The sequence below is a fragment of the Nostoc sp. PA-18-2419 genome, from assembly GCF_005869855.1.
GTDB lineage: Bacteria > Cyanobacteriota > Cyanobacteriia > Cyanobacteriales > Nostocaceae > Nostoc.
The window spans coordinates 1-16,981 of record NZ_SZNH01000012.1 but is presented as its reverse complement, the minus strand read 5'-3'; the positions used below and the strand labels follow the sequence as shown (position 1 = coordinate 16,981).

Below are 16,981 nucleotides of genomic sequence, written 5' to 3'. Positions count from 1 at the left end.
AAAACTAACAACTCAGTTTTTTTATCCGGCAAAAACTCTGGCTTTTTAATAAATACTTTTTCTACATTACAAATTATCGACGCTTCAAGTTAATACCAAAGAATAAGGTTATTAAACCTCTCCCCAAAACGAGGAGAGCAATGAAAACGGGGTTCTTCAGAATCTATCAAACTCACGTTCACTTAGCTTCACCAATTGAGTATCTAAATAACTTGCTTTTGTCATATAACATTTTGTGAATTAATAGAGGCCCTATAAGTGAAATAACATATCCCAAAATAAATTGTGTTAATGGATCAATTAGTCCAAATTTTACCAAGATAATTCTTGTAGTCGAACTAAAAAGTATATGAAGTAAGTAAATGCTCATACTAACTAAGCCTAAGTAAGTAAAAACGCCTGCAATAAATTGTGAAAAACGATTTAGGAACTCAAACATATAAAACGGCTTATTCAAAGTTGCAAGCATATACATTAAGCAAAAGCCTATAATACCGTTTATAAATTTAGCAACTAAGCTATAGTCATTAGCTAATAAGTTGGTAACTAAAAGCATTATTAAAACTAATAATAAAATTAATAACCAACTTAAGCTATCCGACATATTTTCGAGTTTTAAACAAATTTTTGATAAATGTGGAGCAATAACAATACCAGAAGTATAGAAAATATTAAAATAGCAGATATCTTTTAGTGTCCCTTTTAAGTAAAATGAAATTATAAATAATAGAATCGAAACTGTATAATATGCTATAGGATAATTAATATTTTTTATTAAAATAAAACTTAAAAAATTAGCAAATAATAATGCATAAAAAAACCAAAATATAAAGTTTGGAAAAAATACTGATTCAATCAAACCGAAAAAAGAAAAATTAATAACACCAGCTAAACAGCGAAAGAGAAAATAAAATGAAGACCAAAAAATTAAAGGTATGACTAGTCTAGTAAATTTCGAACTGACAAATTCGGTATAACTATTATTGTTACTACTAAAAATTTTAAAAGAAATACCTGAAGCAATAAAAAATATTGGCATATGAAAAGTATAAATAAATTTATATAGCCAATCTATATATAATATATCTTGCTCGTACAATTGCCGTATTCCTTCATATCTCCCTCCAATTACATGACCTAGAACTACAAGAGATATTGCAATTCCTCGGACAAAATATAAATCTTTAGATAGAGTTACTTTTATATCAGAATTAGCTTTTTTTTTGGAAATTGAAGTTTTTTTCATGTCGATAATTATGCGTAATAGCTAAAAAGCATTTACGTATATACTAAAATCTTATATAACTTAGGTTTTTACTTATTCGATTTCATCAAAACCAATCAGGTAAAGAAAAATTTTTGTAAGTTTACAAAAGTAACATTCTTTAATTTGAATCGAGTCTAAATTAACCAGTATCTAAACTGTTTGCCAAAAAATGACAAAAGCTCATTTTACTATACGTTTTTGACAAACGTATAATTTCCATTAGCTTGAGCATAGACAAGTGAGTATCCAAATTGCAGGATACTCGCTACTGACTGTTTGACTCTATCTTTATAGTTTGTATCTAAGGGGTTAAAGCATTCGTCGTATTCAATGCATAATATTTTAATATTCAATTTGTCCTCAATAATCGACTTTACGACCTGATACTCGGCTCCCTCAATGTCTAGTTTTAGTAAGTCGAGATGAGTGTGTGCGTTGTTGTGCATTACATTCACCAATCTATCTACCTGAGCCTCAAAGAACTCTTCTGTTTTTTGTAGATTTAAGGCAGAGTGTGATACGTGTGCTGGATTTTTTGGTGCATAAAACCGTAATTTTTCCTGTCGATCCCACAGCCCAATATCAAAGAAATAATACTTATGATAATCGCCAGCATGTTCTCTAACGTGCTTGACTGCACGAGGAGTAGGATCAAAAGCGTAGACGTAGCAGTTAAATTCCTCTATCAAACCCAAGTCAAATGTAATGTCTTCGCCACAACCAACGCAGTAGCATATAGAATCTGCATTAAGTAGCTCTTTAGGAACTACCCAGCCACCATAATCTGTACCTATATGTAATAAATCGTTGCGCGATAAGATTTTTGTACCAGTTATTTCATCTATCCTCAGTAGTTGAAATACGCGGCGAGATACTTTCTGAAATACCCCAGAAACCAGTCGTATTTTCACTTTATCCCTGCTCCATTTCTGAGTGATATTAACTTTATATTAGAATGCTTGTTACAAACAATAAGAGTTACTTGCCAAATACAAAATCTATCTCTAGGTATATTATTAATTATTTTTGATAGCAAATCTGCATAGAAAATGACTTTAAAAATGTTATAGTATAAAATAATACCTAAATCAGCAAAAAAATCAATTTTTTATTTCTTTAGGTATAAGTACAATTGAGTAAATATAATGCTACCTTCTTAAAAGAACCAGAGCAACATTTTTCTTGCGGATAGGACAAAAAGTATTTTTAAGCTTGGCTCAAGAAAAGTCTGAAATATTAAGGAATTTTTGATAAATGCCTACCTCAATGATTAATATTAATCTCCTATTCCTCTGTCTAGAATGATTATTAAGTGTCAGGGGTAGAAGTTTATTTTATTTTTGACAGAGTAAAAAATCAGATATAAAATTTTTGATAACTGATTAGTAATTCATCAAAATCTTTGAGTGTAATTAAATAACTGATGTTTGATTTAGGAGTTGGGCTTCGATGATTTTTGATATCTCAGTCCCTCCAGCTAACCTTATTAATGGTGTGTCTACCAATAAGTGAGGTCTAATTGCAGAATAAGTGTCACCAAAATCGTAAACGTTCAAAGCGACGGGCTATTTACTGTCCAATTCATGGATGCTACTTGCATAGTGTGAGTCAAAAGTATAAATTGTATGCCGACCGAGTAGAACAACTCCAACAAAGGGGGGTAGGACGCCAGAATGCACTAATTTTAGTGGCAAGTAAAACAGCTATTCCCTTAGAAGGAGAATGGTTAGAAGAATTTTGGTGCGATCGCTGCCAGCAAACAAAGTGGTATTACGTCAAAAAGTGTAATCGTAGCTATGAAGTGGCGATCGCACCCTCACAACTGTGGCAACAAGTAAGTGGCGTAATTCATCCTCATGGAAACCCTTCTGTAGGAGAGTTTACTAAAAGACAAGCTCGAATAATCTGCTATAACTGCACCAAGGATTTCCGGTGAAGAGTTTAATATCAATACAATCAATATCTTGCGATTATGGAGTCTAAACCCAACTTTGAAGAGATAGATTTTCAAAAATATCTACTCGTTTTACAACGACGCTGGCTAACTACAGTGGGAATTTTTGTAATAGCTACTACCTTCGCATCCTTATTTGCATACTCAATGAAACCATCATATAAAGCAGATGGAAGTTTGTTGATTAGGACGAATGAGACCTCCTCCTTAACTGGTTTAGGAGAAGCGATCGGCAGGCTAGAAACTTTAACTACTACAAATAATCCTTTAGAAACCCAAGCAAAGATTGTGACATCTGTTCCAGTTCTTCAGGAAACTATTAAAACACTTAATCTCATAGATAATCAAGGTGAACCTTTGAGAATTCAGGATTTTACTCAAAAACTTAAGATAGAAAATGCCAAAGGAACTGAGATTTTACAAATTTCCTATACAGATAAAGATCCAGTTTTAGCTGCCGAAGTTGTCAACCAACTGATGAGAGCTTATATCAAGAATAATATAGAAGCTAATCGAGCTGAGGCAGTTTCAGCGCGTAAGTTTATCGGCAAAGAAATTCCTGGCACTGAAGCAGCTGTCAGAGAAGCAGAGTCGAACCTACGTAAATTTAAAGAGGAAAATAAAATAATTGCTCTGGAAACAGAGACACCTTTAGCAGTCCAGACAATTTTCACCTTAGAACAGCAAATTTCTGATGCCCAAGCTCAATTTGTGAATGTTAATGCTCGGGTACAAAAATTGCAATATCAGGCAAGTATTGATTCACAGCAATCTGTGACCTTTGCCTCTTTGAGTCAAATACCTGGAATTCAGGAAGTACTTACTCAACTTCAAGAAGCACAAGACCAGTTGGCGATTGAGCAAACCCGTTTGCAGCCAACTCACCCTACTATTATCGGCTTGCAAGAAAAAATTATTGGCCTTAAGAACTTACTACAAACTCGTATAGACCAAAACATAGGGAGCAATCAACAAATTTCTCCAGAAAATTTACAGATTGGAGCACTACGCCAAACTTTAATTCAAGATTTTGCTACTGCCGAGACAGAACGTGCAGGATTAGCCGAACAAATTACTACACTCACTAATAAGTGGTACGCTTACAAAAAACGAGTAAATGTTTTACCGAGACTTGAACAGACTCAGCGCCAGCTTGAGCGAAAGTTGAAAGCGGCTCAAACAACTTACGAAGCACTTTTGACAAAACTGCAAGAAGTCCAGCTAGCAGAGAATCAAAATATTGGAAATGCCCGCATCATCTCACCTGCGTTAGTTCCAGATGAATCCTCAGGGCCTCGCAAATTGATAATTATAGGGGCCGGTGCTGTTCTGGGTGTGATGCTTGCTCTGATTGCTGCCTTTACTTTAGATTTAATTGACAGCTTTGTGAAGACGGTGAAAGAAGCGAGGGAATTATTCCAATACACCTTACTAGGGGTGATTCCTTCAGTGGGTAAGAATATCAAAAGGAGWTCTCTAGAGCAACAGATTCCCAGAATAATTGGTAGAGAAATTCCCCTCCATCCTGTTGGAGATGCATACCAAATGCTGCAAGCCAACTTACAGTTTCTAAATTCTGATAAAAAGCTAAAAGCTATTGTGGTTACCAGTTCTGTACCCAAAGAGGGCAAGTCTGAGGTGGCTGCAAATTTAGCTGTGACAATGGCTCAATTGGGACAACGAGTACTACTGGTGGATGCCAATATGCGCCATCCCATGCAGCATCACATTTGGCAAATGACAAATGCAGTCGGGCTATCAAATGTCATGGTTGACCAAGTTGCTTTAAATGTAGCCGTACAGCAAGTGATGCCAAACCTCTACGTTCTGCCTTCTGGAGTTGTACCTCCGAACCCAGCAGCGTTGTTAGATTCCCAAAGGATGGCTGGACTAGTCGGTTCTTTTACACAGGAGTATGATTTCGTAATTTTCGATACTCCTGCCTTGGCGGGAATGCTAGATGCTGCGCTTTTAAATAAATTAGCTGACGGTATCTTGCTGGTAGTTCGTCCTGGAGTAGTTAACTATGACACTGCCAGTGCGGCTAAAGAGTTTCTCAGACAATCAGGGCAACAAGTTTTAGGGATGGTAATTAATGGTGTGAATATCAAACGAGAGCCTGATAGCTACTTCTACTACTCTAGAGAATCAGTTGAGTCGAATTTGTCACGAAAATCTCTAACTGTACGCTCGAATCGATGAGAAATTATCGAAGTATCTTAAAGCGATCGCCATGCCCGATTTTTCATCATTTTGTTAAATAAACCACGAGCAGGTTTGAAGCTTATGCTAGGCAAATTGAAAGTTCAGCAGTTATCATTCCTAAAATCTCGCTCTGGTCTGGGTGCAATTATTGCAAATACAGGGTGGTTATTTGTCGATCGCATTCTTCGTATGGGTGTAGGTCTAATTGTAGGAGTTTGGATTGCTCGCTACTTGGGAGTACAGCAATACGGTCTTTTGAACTACGCCACTGCCTTTGTCGCCTTATTCAGTTCCTTTGCCACACTAGGCTTAGACAATGTAGTAATCCGGGATATTGTGCATGACTCATCGGGCAAACAGAATATTTTAGGGACTAGTTTCTGGCTCAAATTGTTCGGTGGAGTAAGTTCTTTATTGTTAGCAATTAGTGCCATATATGTGTTACGCCAAGATGATAAAATGACTATCTTGCTGGTAGCAATTTTAGGAAGCGCAGGAATATTTCAGGCTTTCGATACGATTGACTTTTGGTTTCAGTCTCAGGTGCAATCGAAGTACACCGTAGTTGCTAAAAATACAGCGTTTATTATTATTACTCTAATCAAAGTCGCTCTGATTAAGATGCAAGCACCATTGATTGCTTTTGCTTGGATGACAGTTGGAGAAATGGCGTTAGGTGCGATGGGTTTGGCGATCGCTTACAAGATTAAAGGCTACTCGTTGCGGTTATGGCGTTGGAGTTTTCCAGTTGCTAAGACTCTTCTCAAAGAGAGTTGGCCTCTAATTCTTTCTGGTGTGACAATCATGATTTACATGAGAATCGACCAGATTATGTTAGGGGAAATGGTTGGCGATCGTGCCGTCGGAATTTACTCAGCTGCATCTCGGATTTCTGAGGTTTGGTATTTTATCCCCACAGCGATCGTTTCTTCGGTGTCTCCAGCAATTTTTACAGCCAAACAAACCAGTGAAGAAGTTTACTATCAGCGCATCAAACAATTACTACGTCTGATGGTGCTGATTTCGATGACAATCGCCTTACCAATGTCATTCTTATCGGGATCGATAATTTCCATACTGTTTGGCGATGGTTATGCAGCTGCGGCAAACATATTGGCAATTCATATCTGGGCTTCTTTGTTTGTCTTTCTGGGAGTAGGAGCATCACCCTGGTTTATTGCTGAAGGCTTGACTCATCTTTATCTACGCCGAACTTTGATTGGTGCAATTATTAATGTGGTATTAAATCTATTTCTCATTCCTAGTTATTCAGGAATGGGAGCAGCGATCGCTACTGTAATTTCTTATGCATTTGGTTCAGTTTTAGTTAATGCTTTTCATCCAAAAAGTAAAAGAATCTTTAAGCTTCAAATGCAATCTTTCTTCAAACGACAATAATCTTATTTTTCCTAAAAAATATTTTTAAAACTAAAGTAATAATTAAAAATAGCTATGTTCACACCTGTTGTTTTTATCATTTTTAAACGTCCACACACCACTAAAAAAGTATTTGAAGCAATTCGTCAAGCGAAACCACAAAAACTTTTTGTAATTGCAGATGCAGCACGCAGCGATCATCCAGGTGAAGCAGAAAAATGTGAAGCTGCTCGTGCAATTATTCAGCAGGTTGATTGGGATTGCAAAGTTATCGCTAACTACTCTGATGTCAATTTAGGCTGTGCCAAAAGAATTAGTAGTGGCTTAAATTGGGTTTTTGAGCAAGTTGAGGAAGCAATTATTTTAGAAGATGATTGCGTACCTCATCCGACATTTTTTCCCTTTTGTGAAGAATTGCTTTATCAATATAGATATGATAACCGAATTGCCTCAATTTCTGGGCAAAATGTTCAGTTTGGGCGTAAAAGGACTAATTATAGCTACTACTTTTCACGCTATAACCATTGCTGGGGATGGGCAACCTGGAGACGTGCGTGGCAGGACTTTGACATCTATATCAAAAACTGGCCAGAAATTCAAACAGGAAATTTTTTAAATGATATATTATTAGACCCCAAAGCTGTTAATTATTGGAACAACAGGCTTCAGCAGGTCTATGATAATCCTCTAGGCACTGTTTGGAGTTATCAATGGACATTTGCTTCCTGGATACAAAATCGTTTAGGTATTATTTCCAATGTCAACTTAATTTCTAATATTGGTTTTCAAGGTGATTCAACTAATATTAATTCTCAGCAAAAAAGTCCCCATGATAATATGCCAACTGAACCAATAGAGTTTCCTCTCAAGCATCCACCGTTTGTATTTCGAGATACTAAGGCAGATGATTTTACTCAAAGGACTTTATTTAACGAAACTCAGTGGCAAGTGTTCAAACAGAAAATTAAGAAGATACTGAAAGCTGATAAACATTAAGAATAAAAAAGACATTTTGATATTCTGGTTGCAGGCTATTCTCGATGGGTGTTTATTTTAAGAAAAAGTTTAAGAACACAGGCATATTTTAATGAATGCTTCATCTGTGGGTGTTTCTAGATATAATAAATTTCTCAATTACTTATACAGAAAACTGGAATATATTGGCGTTTTTGTATTGTTTGTCAGCTTCTTTGATACCGATCTGTTTTTTTTACGTGGATTTATCAATGTTATCAGCTACGTGATTATATTTAGTTTGATCATTTTTCGTTGGAAGCGATGCACTTATGTTGCTACAAAAGACATATCTTTACTGTTATTAGTTGGAATTACATTTTTGTCCATTTTCTGGTCTGATGTTCCAAGCTTTACTTTGGAAAAATTGAAGGGTTTACTACGCTCAACTTTGTTTGGAATATATCTGGCTGCATACTACAAACCTAAAGATTTGATGCAATTACTAGCCTGGATATTTGGTATATTAGCCGTTTTAAACATAGTAATTACTTTAGCCATGCCATCCTATGGCATAACTACAATCAACGATGAGTATTCATGGAGGGGTCTTTCTGCACACAAACAATATTTAGGCCGCATAATGCTTCAAGGAGCAATTTTATTTCTACTACTTACTGCTACTAATAAAAAGTTTCGCTGGATTATGTGGCTTGGATTTAGCCTGACGTTTGCTTTGATAGTGCTTTCTAAAAGCAAAACTGCTTGGGTTTGCTTTGCCATTTCACTGCTGATTTTACCAACCTTTTTAATTGCAAAATTATTTCCTAAATCTCGTGCAATTATATATTTAATTACTGTATTAAGTCTTGGTAGTATTGCCATATTAGCAATAGATAACCAGGCAAGTATTTACGGTGCTTGGGACACACTAATTGTAGATGTTCTTAATAAACCTCCCGATTTAAATGGGCGTGTACCCGTATGGAATTTAGCGATTGAAAGCGGTTTCAAAAGACCCTGGCTCGGCTATGGATATCAGGCATTTTGGGAAACCTCTGAGGGTGCAGCTATCAGAAACGTAACATGGGGACGTAATTCGTTAAGTGGTGACTTTCACTCTCACAATGGATTTATAGAACTTTTTTTACAACTGGGTTTTGTAGGATTAATACTATTTAGTATTAATTTTTTGACTCTATTAGTGAGAATCATGAACTTAATTTTCTCAACTCGAACCATAACAAGTTTTTGGATGCTTGAGTACATCATAGTTATGTTATTGTCTAATTATACTGATTTATTAACCTTTATATCGCCTCATACACTTTGGTCAGTATATGTTGCAATCAATCTATCGACTATTTATTGTCGAAATATGTTTAAATAATATTTAAATATTTATTATTAATATAAATTATATGAGTTAGATAATAAATGAAAGTTGTACTTTTAAATAGTTCTGATTTAAACGGAGGAGCATCTCGTGCTGCTTACCGTCTACACCAAGGATTGATAGGTATTGGTATTAATTCTCAGATGTTGGTGCAAATTCAAGAGAGTAACGATTCAACAGTTATTAGTCCGCAAAATAAAATAGGTAAGGAACTAAGTAAGTTAAGACCTCGTTTCAGTAGGCTACCACTAAAACTTTATCCCAACAGAAAGACATCTGAATATTCTTCTTCATGGCTTCCAGATAGAATTGCTGCCAAAGTTAAAAAGCTTGCTCCTGATGTGATTAATCTACATTTTATCTGCGAAAGTTATCTGCAAATTAGAACCATCGCTAGCTTGAAAAAGCCATTAATATGGACGCTTCATGATATGTGGGCTTTTACTGGTGGTTGCCATTACAATCAAAATTGCGATCGCTATATAAATTCATGTGGAACTTGTCCTCAACTGGGGAGCGATCGCAACTTGGATCTCTCCCGTTGGCAGTGGCAAAGTAAAGCCAAATACTGGAAAAATCTAGATTTCACGATTATTACTCCTAGTAGATGGTTAGCGAAAGAAGCTCAAGCTAGTTCTTTATTCAAATCTACACGAGTAGAAGTAATCCCCACCGCCCTTGATATCAATAAATACAAACCAACCAATCGGCAAATAGCAAGAGAGCAACTGAATTTACCTCAGGATAAACATTTAGTACTATTTGGAGCGGTAAATGGTACTAGCAATCACAGGAAAGGATTTCACTTGCTGCTACCAGCACTACAAAGTTTGAGTAAATCTGGATGGAGCGATCGCTTAGAACTAGTTATTTTTGGTTCTTCTCAACCCCTAAATCCACCAGAATTTGGTTTTAAATCTTGTTATTTAGGTAAATTTAATGATGATGTTTCCTTAGCTTTACTTTATGCCGCAGTAGATGTTTTTATCGCCCCATCAATTCAAGACAACTTACCAAATACTGTCATGGAAGCATTAGCGTGTGGTACTCCTTGTGTTGCTTTCAATATTGGCGGAATGCCAGATATGATTGAACACCTAAGAAATGGTTATTTGGCTCAACCCTTTGAAATTGAAGATTTAGCTCAAGGAATTGCTTGGGTATTAGAAGATAAAGAGCGGCGTCAAAAACTCTGCGATCGCGCTCGGAAAAAAGTTGAACAAGAATTCACTCTAGAATTGCAAGCACATCGCTATGCTTCTCTTTACACTAGCATTTTGAAAGAATATAATTCCAATTTTTGAGCAAGTTAAAATATATGTTTTCATCCCAAATTAAAAATAATTTAATTAATCAGAGTCTATGGCAAATTTTTATAATAATTGGAAAGTTGTTACGTAGCAGTTCGCGAGAACAATTGTTATTACCGCTGATTTTGAAAATACTTAAAATACGAATAGTAACAAACAGCGAACTACGAGCCGACGATGACAAGCACTATACCATTGCATTTGGTAATACAGAATATATAAAAACTGGCAACAGTTATGTTGTTGGAGAAACTCCAATAGGAATAAAAGATAGGTCTAATCAAGAGTTTACTTTATTTAAACCTTGGATATCTGAAGTTAATAATGCTGAATTGATAGGTTCTAAAGCTGTAGGTTTTAATGAAGATGGAAATATTATTTCGCCATCGACTTTGCCACCAAAAGAGTATTTAAATCATAGATTTGAAGGTGGATTACCTATAATAACTTTATTTATCAAAACTATACCTGAATTCAAAAGTATTCAATTTGATACAGTCTGTTCATTAGTCAATCACTGGAGCAAAAATTATTATCACTGGATAGTGGACTGCTTAACACGAATAGAAGGTGTTGAATATTATCAACAACAAACTGGTTATCAGCCTCTATTAATTATTAATTCTCACCCCACTTCATGGCAAATAGAGTCTTTGAAACTTTTAGGTTATCAACCAGAGGATTACATAGAGTGGAATATTTCTAAAGCAAAAGTGAAAAAATTAATTGTACCAAGCTTTCGACGACAAGGAGAGTGGGTAGCACCTAGTTCGTTATATTGGCTAAGACAACGTATCCTTAGTAATCTTCCTATTAGCAAAGGTAATCAAATTTCTTATTCACCGAATATATATATTTCTCGCGCCAAAGCATCAGGTCGGCGAGTAATTAATGAAGATGAAGTAATGGAATTTTTAAAACCACTAGGATTTGTCAGTTACAGTTTGGAAGGTAAGAGTTTTATAGAGCAAGTCAAACTCTTTTCAACTGCCAAAAATATTATTGCTCCCCACGGTGCAGGTCTAACAAATATGATATTTTCACCTAAAAATACAACTGTGATTGAATTTGTTACTCCTTGGGTTAGTTCAGGTTATTTTGTTCCATCACAAATACTAGGTTTTCAGCATGGTTGCCTTGAATGTCATCAGTCTTACAGCCAAAAGATTAGGGAAACAAGAGGTGACTTAATAGTGGATATTACCAATCTTAAAAGCCTTGTAGAGCAATTTAATCTATTAATTAAATCATAGTTTTTTAGTCAAAGTAAAAAACTATTACAGAAATTGATTTTTTTTAATTATGAAAAATATTCATGCCATTCAATCACTAAAATATATTTGGAACCATCCTAATACTAAAAACCAGCAAATCTTCTCAGTTTTAAAATATTTGGGATGGAAGCTATATAAAAGCTCGACTAATCATTATCTTGACATTCAAATATTACCAAATGTCAAAGTTCGTTGTTTTCCTGAAAGCCACTCAAGTGATTGTATCATTCACTGCGGACTTTATGATTACAATGAAATGAAATTTCTACTGCGCTATTTACGTGATGGAGACTCTTTTATGGATATCGGTGCTAACATCGGTATTTATACTTTGCTTGCTGCATCTAAGCTTCCTTTAGGCTCAATTTATAGTTTTGAAGTTTTACCAAAAAACTACGCTCGTTTACAAGAAAATCTTAGACTTAACCAATTTAAACAAGTTAAGACTTATGCAATTGCAGTATCCGACAAAGCTGGTACTACTGCTCTCAATATTGCTGAAGGAGATTCCATGCCTTTTATAACTGCTACTGCCACTAATAATACTATTACAGTTCCTACTGACACACTTGATAATTTACTTGATAATCAATCTCTTCCTAGCTTGACTCTTGCCAAAATGGATATTGAAGGAGCAGAACTATTGGCTTTTAAAGGTGGCACTTTGCTCCTCAAACAACAATGCCCTCATGTTTGGATTTTAGAGATAAATAATACAGTTGAAAACCTTGGTCATTCACAGCAAGATGTAGTGGATTTTTTAGAGAATTATGGTTATGGTTTATATCATTATGATGCTGATACAAATCAAATTATATCAATTAATTTAAAAACAAAAACAGGTCTTAATATTTTAGCGATCGCTGATGGTTATCTTGATTTTGTCCGTGAGCGTCTGGCTAATAATTGACACGATATCAAGTCAATAGATTTTTTTAGAGAAATAGTGTGATGAAAATTCTTCAAGTTCATAACGCATATCAGCATATGGGTGGTGAAGAAGTTGTCGTAGCTGCTGAGAATCAAATGCTTCAGCAGTATGGACATGAAATTCACCAGTGGATTGTCCATAATTCGAGCATAGATGATATCAATATTTTTCGGAAGGCGAAAATTGCTAAGGAATCAATTTGGTCTGGGGAATCTTACTTACAAACCCGAAAAAGATTGCAAGACTTTCAACCTGATATTGTTCATGTTCATAACACTATTCCTTTAATTTCCCCCTCTGTATATTCTGCCTGTTATGATGCAAGCATTCCTGTCGTTCACACTTTACACAACTACAAGCTTATCTGTCCTGGAGCTTATTGTTTTCGGGATAGAAGCGTTTGCCAAGACTGTATTGGCAAACCTATTCCTTATCCTGCCATTATTCATGGTTGCTATCGTAAAAGCCCAGCACAAACTACTATTGCAGTTGCAGGTTTAGTAACTCATAGATTGCGAGGAACTTATCAAAACAATGTAGATATTTATATCGCTTTGACACGCTTTGCCCGCCAGAAATTTATTGAAGGCGGCCTACCTGCTGAAAAAATTGCAGTTAAGCCTAATTTTGTGACCACTGACATTCAGCAAGGCGAACATCAGGGTGAATATGTATTGTTTGTAGGAAAACTAGTTCAATACAAGGGAATTGAAACACTCTTGCAGGCTTGGCATCTTCTTGATGAGCCAATTCCTTTAAAGGTTGTAGGTCAGGGACCGCTAGAAATTTTACTAAAAAGTAATTTACCAAATGGTGTAGAGTACTTGGGAGGTTTGCCAAGAGAAGATGTTTTGAATTTGATGAAAAATGCCAGTTTTGTTGTTTTTCCTTCTGAATGGTATGAAGGATTTCCCATGACTATTGCTGAAGCTTTTGCAACAGCTAGTCCTGTAGTTGCCGGTCGCTTAGCTGCAACTGAAGAAATTGTCAAAGATGGATTTTCAGGCTGGCACTTTACACCAGGAGATGCTCAAGATTTGGCTCGAACAATTAAGTTAGCTTGGTCTGAGCCTACAGAGTTACGACATAGAGGTGATTTAGCTCGTAAGCAATATGATGAATGCTACTCTCTTGAAAAGAATTATCAAATGACAATGAGTATCTATGAAACTGCTATTGCTTGGCAAAAAGGTCGTAAATCTTTGTCTATTTTCTAACCAGACTAATTCCAACTAATTAATAATTAAAAAATGAAAATATCAATCGTTACACCTGTTTATAATTCAGAAAAAACACTTGAAAGGACAATTTTAAGTGTTATCAATCAAAATTTAGATTCAGAGCTAGAGTACATTCTTATAGATGGTAGTTCAACAGATAAAACTTTAGAAATAATTGATAAATACTCCAATAAAATAAACATCATAGTTTCTGAAAAAGATAAAGGGACTTATGATGCTATGAATAAAGGTATAGCTCTTGCCACAGGTAACATAATTGGTATTATAAACTCTGATGACTGGTATAATGATGCAGCTTTAAAAAGTGTTGAGCAGGAATTTAGAAAAAATCCAGAAGTTTCTATCATACATTCGCCTGTTAAAAATTACTGCAAGGGTGAGTATCTGAGTACATTCATCCCGGGTAAATTAGAGAATATGCCCTTTAAGTTTACTATTGCTCATCCTAGCTGTTTTGTAAAAAAACAAGTATATAATCGCCTTGGTTTATTTGATTTAAACTATCCTATGGCTGCTGATTATGATTTTTTATTTAGAGCTTATATAGGGGGATATAAATTTGAATGCCTTGATACTCCTCTAGCCTCATTTTCACTTGATGGGACGACTGGTAAGCTGACAAATAAGCTGCGACTCATTCAAGAAAGTTGGCGAGTTTCTGCTAAATTTGTTGACAAAATGTCATCAGATATTAAGTATCAGCATTCTAACTTTTATATCAATTGGTTTTTGAGAGAATTAGCTACGCTTCCGATTAAATATTTCGATCCGTTCATCGCTATCAAAATTAAAGGCTTTATCAGACGAAAGATTGGGAAATTATATTCAGACCGATATGGAGCATGGTAAAAAAATTCAAATTTAAAAAATTTATTTTTTATTAAAAAAGGCAATAGGTAATAGTTAGAAGGCGATTAAAAGACTGAGAAATAAAAAAATATCTTATTGTTCACACCCAATACTCAACAGTCATCAGTCATGAATTTAAAATTTGCTTAATCCGTATTATCTATTGCTGAAAAAGAAATAAGTTGACAAATCAGGACTACCGTAGTGAATTTTCACATTCAGGCGAGCGCGACGTTCCTGCCCTACCAATCAAGGAAATGGTTGGCTGGGCAGGAACGCCGCCCCCTTCAGGAGCTAGACGTTTAAAAGTTTCAGGCAAAAACATAAACATACATATAACAGTCCTAAATCATTTATGAAAGATTGCTGCTGTTGACTGTTAATAGTTGATAGTCAACAACCACCACTGATATTTTTCACTTTCTCATTTAGGATTGCTATAGTGTATCGTTAGCTACATAAACGCTACATCATGTTTCACTAAGGATGACATTTAGATAGTAGGTAATTGCTATCAATAATTAATCCAACGCGTATACATTTGTGATTTTTAGAAGTGCTGATTGCTTATTTTTGGTTGCAATTAGTGCTTTTTTGATGACTTATTAACTCCAACACCAATACAAATTTATGAGCTATTCAACAAGGGTAAATATCTGCGATGTTGAAGTAGATAACTGCTCATTTGATCGAGTAGTCGAGGCGATCGCACATCATGCAATTTCAGCAAGTATTCCTAAATACGTTGTTACACCCAATGCGCAGCATATTGTGGCACTCCAACGTGATGCTCGTTTTCGTCTGATATATCGCCATGCTTTTTTGGTAGTACCCGATGGTGTTCCTCTTTTGTGGGCAGCTAAGCTTTTTAAGACACCATTGTCTGGTCGGGTAAATGGAACAGACTTGTTTGAGCATTTATGTAAAATCAGTGCTGACAGAGGACTAAAAGTGTTTCTGTTAGGTGGTCGTCCCGGAGCTGCCAAGAAGGCTAGACAGGTTCTAGAAGCAAGACATTCCGACCTCAAGATTGTTGGAACTTATTGTCCTTACTACGGATTTGAATCAGACCCAGACGAATTAAGACGAATTAACTTAGCTATTCAAGCAGCAGCACCGGATATTCTATTTGTTGGCTTAGGTGCGCCAAAGCAGGAGTATTGGATATACGACAATTACCAAAAACTTGGTGTTCCAGTATCCATTGGCATCGGGGTCAGCTTTGAATTAGTTGCCAACATGGTAAAAAGAGCGCCAAAATTCATGCAAAAAGCTGGTCTAGAGTGGTTTTTTCGGTTGATTATGGAACCAAAACGTTTATGGCAACGTTACATCATCGGAAATACCATCTTTATTCTGCTAGTATTTAAGCATAAATTAAGATTGTCCTGGTTTTCGCCAATACCTTTGCCCGAAAAAGACGTTATATGATTAATATCTTTGCCCAAAAAAAAGGATGAAAGGATAGAGCTAATTTAGTAATCTGCCAACCCAAAATGTTAGGTGGAGGTTGGGTAAAGATTAAAGGGAAAAGGGGAAGGGATGAATGGCACGAAGATAAGGCAGGAGGCAGGAGGCAGAAATAAAACAAAACAAAAACCTGGAAGTCTTGCAGCACAACGATTTAAAGCTCCTGCCTCCTGCAAGAACTGCCTCCTGCCTCACCCCAACAAATAGCTTTTCTTGGTGCCATTCGGGTAAGGGATAAAAAACCTTTCCCTCTTCCCCTTTTCCCCCACCAAGTTGCTTTGGCGTACTACTAGAACACCGATTCATTAATAAAATACCAGAGCGATAAACCCTGTTTTCAGGTTGTTTTAAGCAAATATTTGTTGCAATCTAACAAAACCTGATTTTTTGATCATGATTGTGAATAGTCTATCGGTGTTCTAGTGATAGTAGTAAACGTCTGAGGATAAAAGAGCATGACGCAGAAAAAGCGAGCGTTAATCACAGGTATAACAGGTCAAGATGGTTCATATCTAAGCGAGTATTTACTAGAACTTGGTTATGAAGTTCATGGAATAATCAGACGCACTTCCACCTTCAACACAGACCGCATCGACCACATCTACCAAGACCCGCACCAACAAGGCGTGCAATTATTCCTGCACTACGGGGATTTGACAGATGGAACAACACTGCGACGCATCTTAGAAGAAGTCCAACCAGTAGAAATCTATAACCTGGGCGCTCAATCCCATGTCCGAGTCAGCTTTGACT

14 protein-coding genes are annotated in these 16,981 nt (G+C 35.9%); 12 read left to right on the top strand and 2 right to left on the bottom strand.

All coding sequences use genetic code 11. The annotated features are described in order from the left end of the window. Positions 1–178: 178 nt before the first annotated feature. Both FCR06_RS14395 and FCR06_RS14390 read right to left on the bottom strand, forming a co-directional pair. Positions 179–1,246, bottom strand: coding sequence for an acyltransferase family protein (locus FCR06_RS14395; protein WP_138500772.1), 1,068 nt, complete (start codon positions 1,244–1,246; stop codon positions 179–181). A 209-nt stretch (positions 1,247–1,455) separates the two neighbouring features. Further along, positions 1,456–2,178, bottom strand: coding sequence for an FkbM family methyltransferase (locus FCR06_RS14390; RefSeq protein ID WP_189523426.1), 723 nt, complete (start codon positions 2,176–2,178; stop codon positions 1,456–1,458). A 608-nt stretch (positions 2,179–2,786) separates the two neighbouring features. Here FCR06_RS14390 and FCR06_RS14385 point away from each other — a divergent pair. From FCR06_RS14385 to FCR06_RS14330, 12 genes are all read left to right on the top strand, one after another. Further along, complete coding sequence (locus FCR06_RS14385; protein WP_138500768.1) at positions 2,787–3,203, top strand: hypothetical protein; 417 nt, start codon at positions 2,787–2,789, stop codon at positions 3,201–3,203. Between the two features lie 36 nt (positions 3,204–3,239). After that, positions 3,240–5,423 (top strand): GumC family protein, encoded by a 2,184-nt coding sequence (locus tag FCR06_RS14380; RefSeq protein WP_138500766.1) that lies wholly within the window; start codon positions 3,240–3,242, stop codon positions 5,421–5,423. Positions 5,424–5,507: 84 nt separating this feature from the next. Next, entirely contained in the window at positions 5,508–6,824 is a 1,317-nt protein-coding gene (locus FCR06_RS14375) for a flippase (protein ID WP_138500764.1), read from the top strand. Between the two features lie 54 nt (positions 6,825–6,878). Next, the gene (locus FCR06_RS14370; protein ID WP_138500761.1) at positions 6,879–7,799 is read left to right on the top strand and encodes a glycosyltransferase family 2 protein; all 921 of its coding nucleotides are present in this window, start codon (positions 6,879–6,881) and stop codon (positions 7,797–7,799) included. 91 nt (positions 7,800–7,890) lie between these two features. Then, positions 7,891–9,147 (top strand): O-antigen ligase family protein, encoded by a 1,257-nt coding sequence (locus FCR06_RS14365; protein ID WP_138500759.1) that lies wholly within the window; start codon positions 7,891–7,893, stop codon positions 9,145–9,147. Positions 9,148–9,194: 47 nt separating this feature from the next. Continuing rightward, positions 9,195–10,457 carry a glycosyltransferase family 4 protein gene (locus tag FCR06_RS14360; RefSeq protein ID WP_138500757.1) on the top strand — a complete coding sequence of 421 codons (1,263 nt, stop codon included), beginning with the start codon at positions 9,195–9,197 and terminating at the stop codon, positions 10,455–10,457. A gap of 14 nt (positions 10,458–10,471) precedes the next feature. Next, positions 10,472–11,716 carry a glycosyltransferase family 61 protein gene (locus tag FCR06_RS14355; protein WP_138500755.1) on the top strand — a complete coding sequence of 415 codons (1,245 nt, stop codon included), beginning with the start codon at positions 10,472–10,474 and terminating at the stop codon, positions 11,714–11,716. Positions 11,717–11,765: 49 nt separating this feature from the next. After that, a complete protein-coding gene (locus FCR06_RS14350; RefSeq protein ID WP_138500753.1) occupies positions 11,766–12,647 on the top strand; it encodes an FkbM family methyltransferase in 882 nt (293 codons plus the stop codon). A 41-nt stretch (positions 12,648–12,688) separates the two neighbouring features. Continuing rightward, the gene (locus FCR06_RS14345) at positions 12,689–13,885 is read left to right on the top strand and encodes a glycosyltransferase (RefSeq protein ID WP_138500751.1); all 1,197 of its coding nucleotides are present in this window, start codon (positions 12,689–12,691) and stop codon (positions 13,883–13,885) included. A gap of 33 nt (positions 13,886–13,918) precedes the next feature. After that, the gene (locus FCR06_RS14340) at positions 13,919–14,758 is read left to right on the top strand and encodes a glycosyltransferase family 2 protein (protein ID WP_138500749.1); all 840 of its coding nucleotides are present in this window, start codon (positions 13,919–13,921) and stop codon (positions 14,756–14,758) included. A gap of 630 nt (positions 14,759–15,388) precedes the next feature. Then, positions 15,389–16,189, top strand: coding sequence for a WecB/TagA/CpsF family glycosyltransferase (locus tag FCR06_RS14335; RefSeq protein WP_138500747.1), 801 nt, complete (start codon positions 15,389–15,391; stop codon positions 16,187–16,189). Positions 16,190–16,683: 494 nt separating this feature from the next. Next, positions 16,684–16,981: GDP-mannose 4,6-dehydratase (locus tag FCR06_RS14330; protein WP_138500745.1), on the top strand; the 298-nt coding region annotated here is incomplete at its 3' end.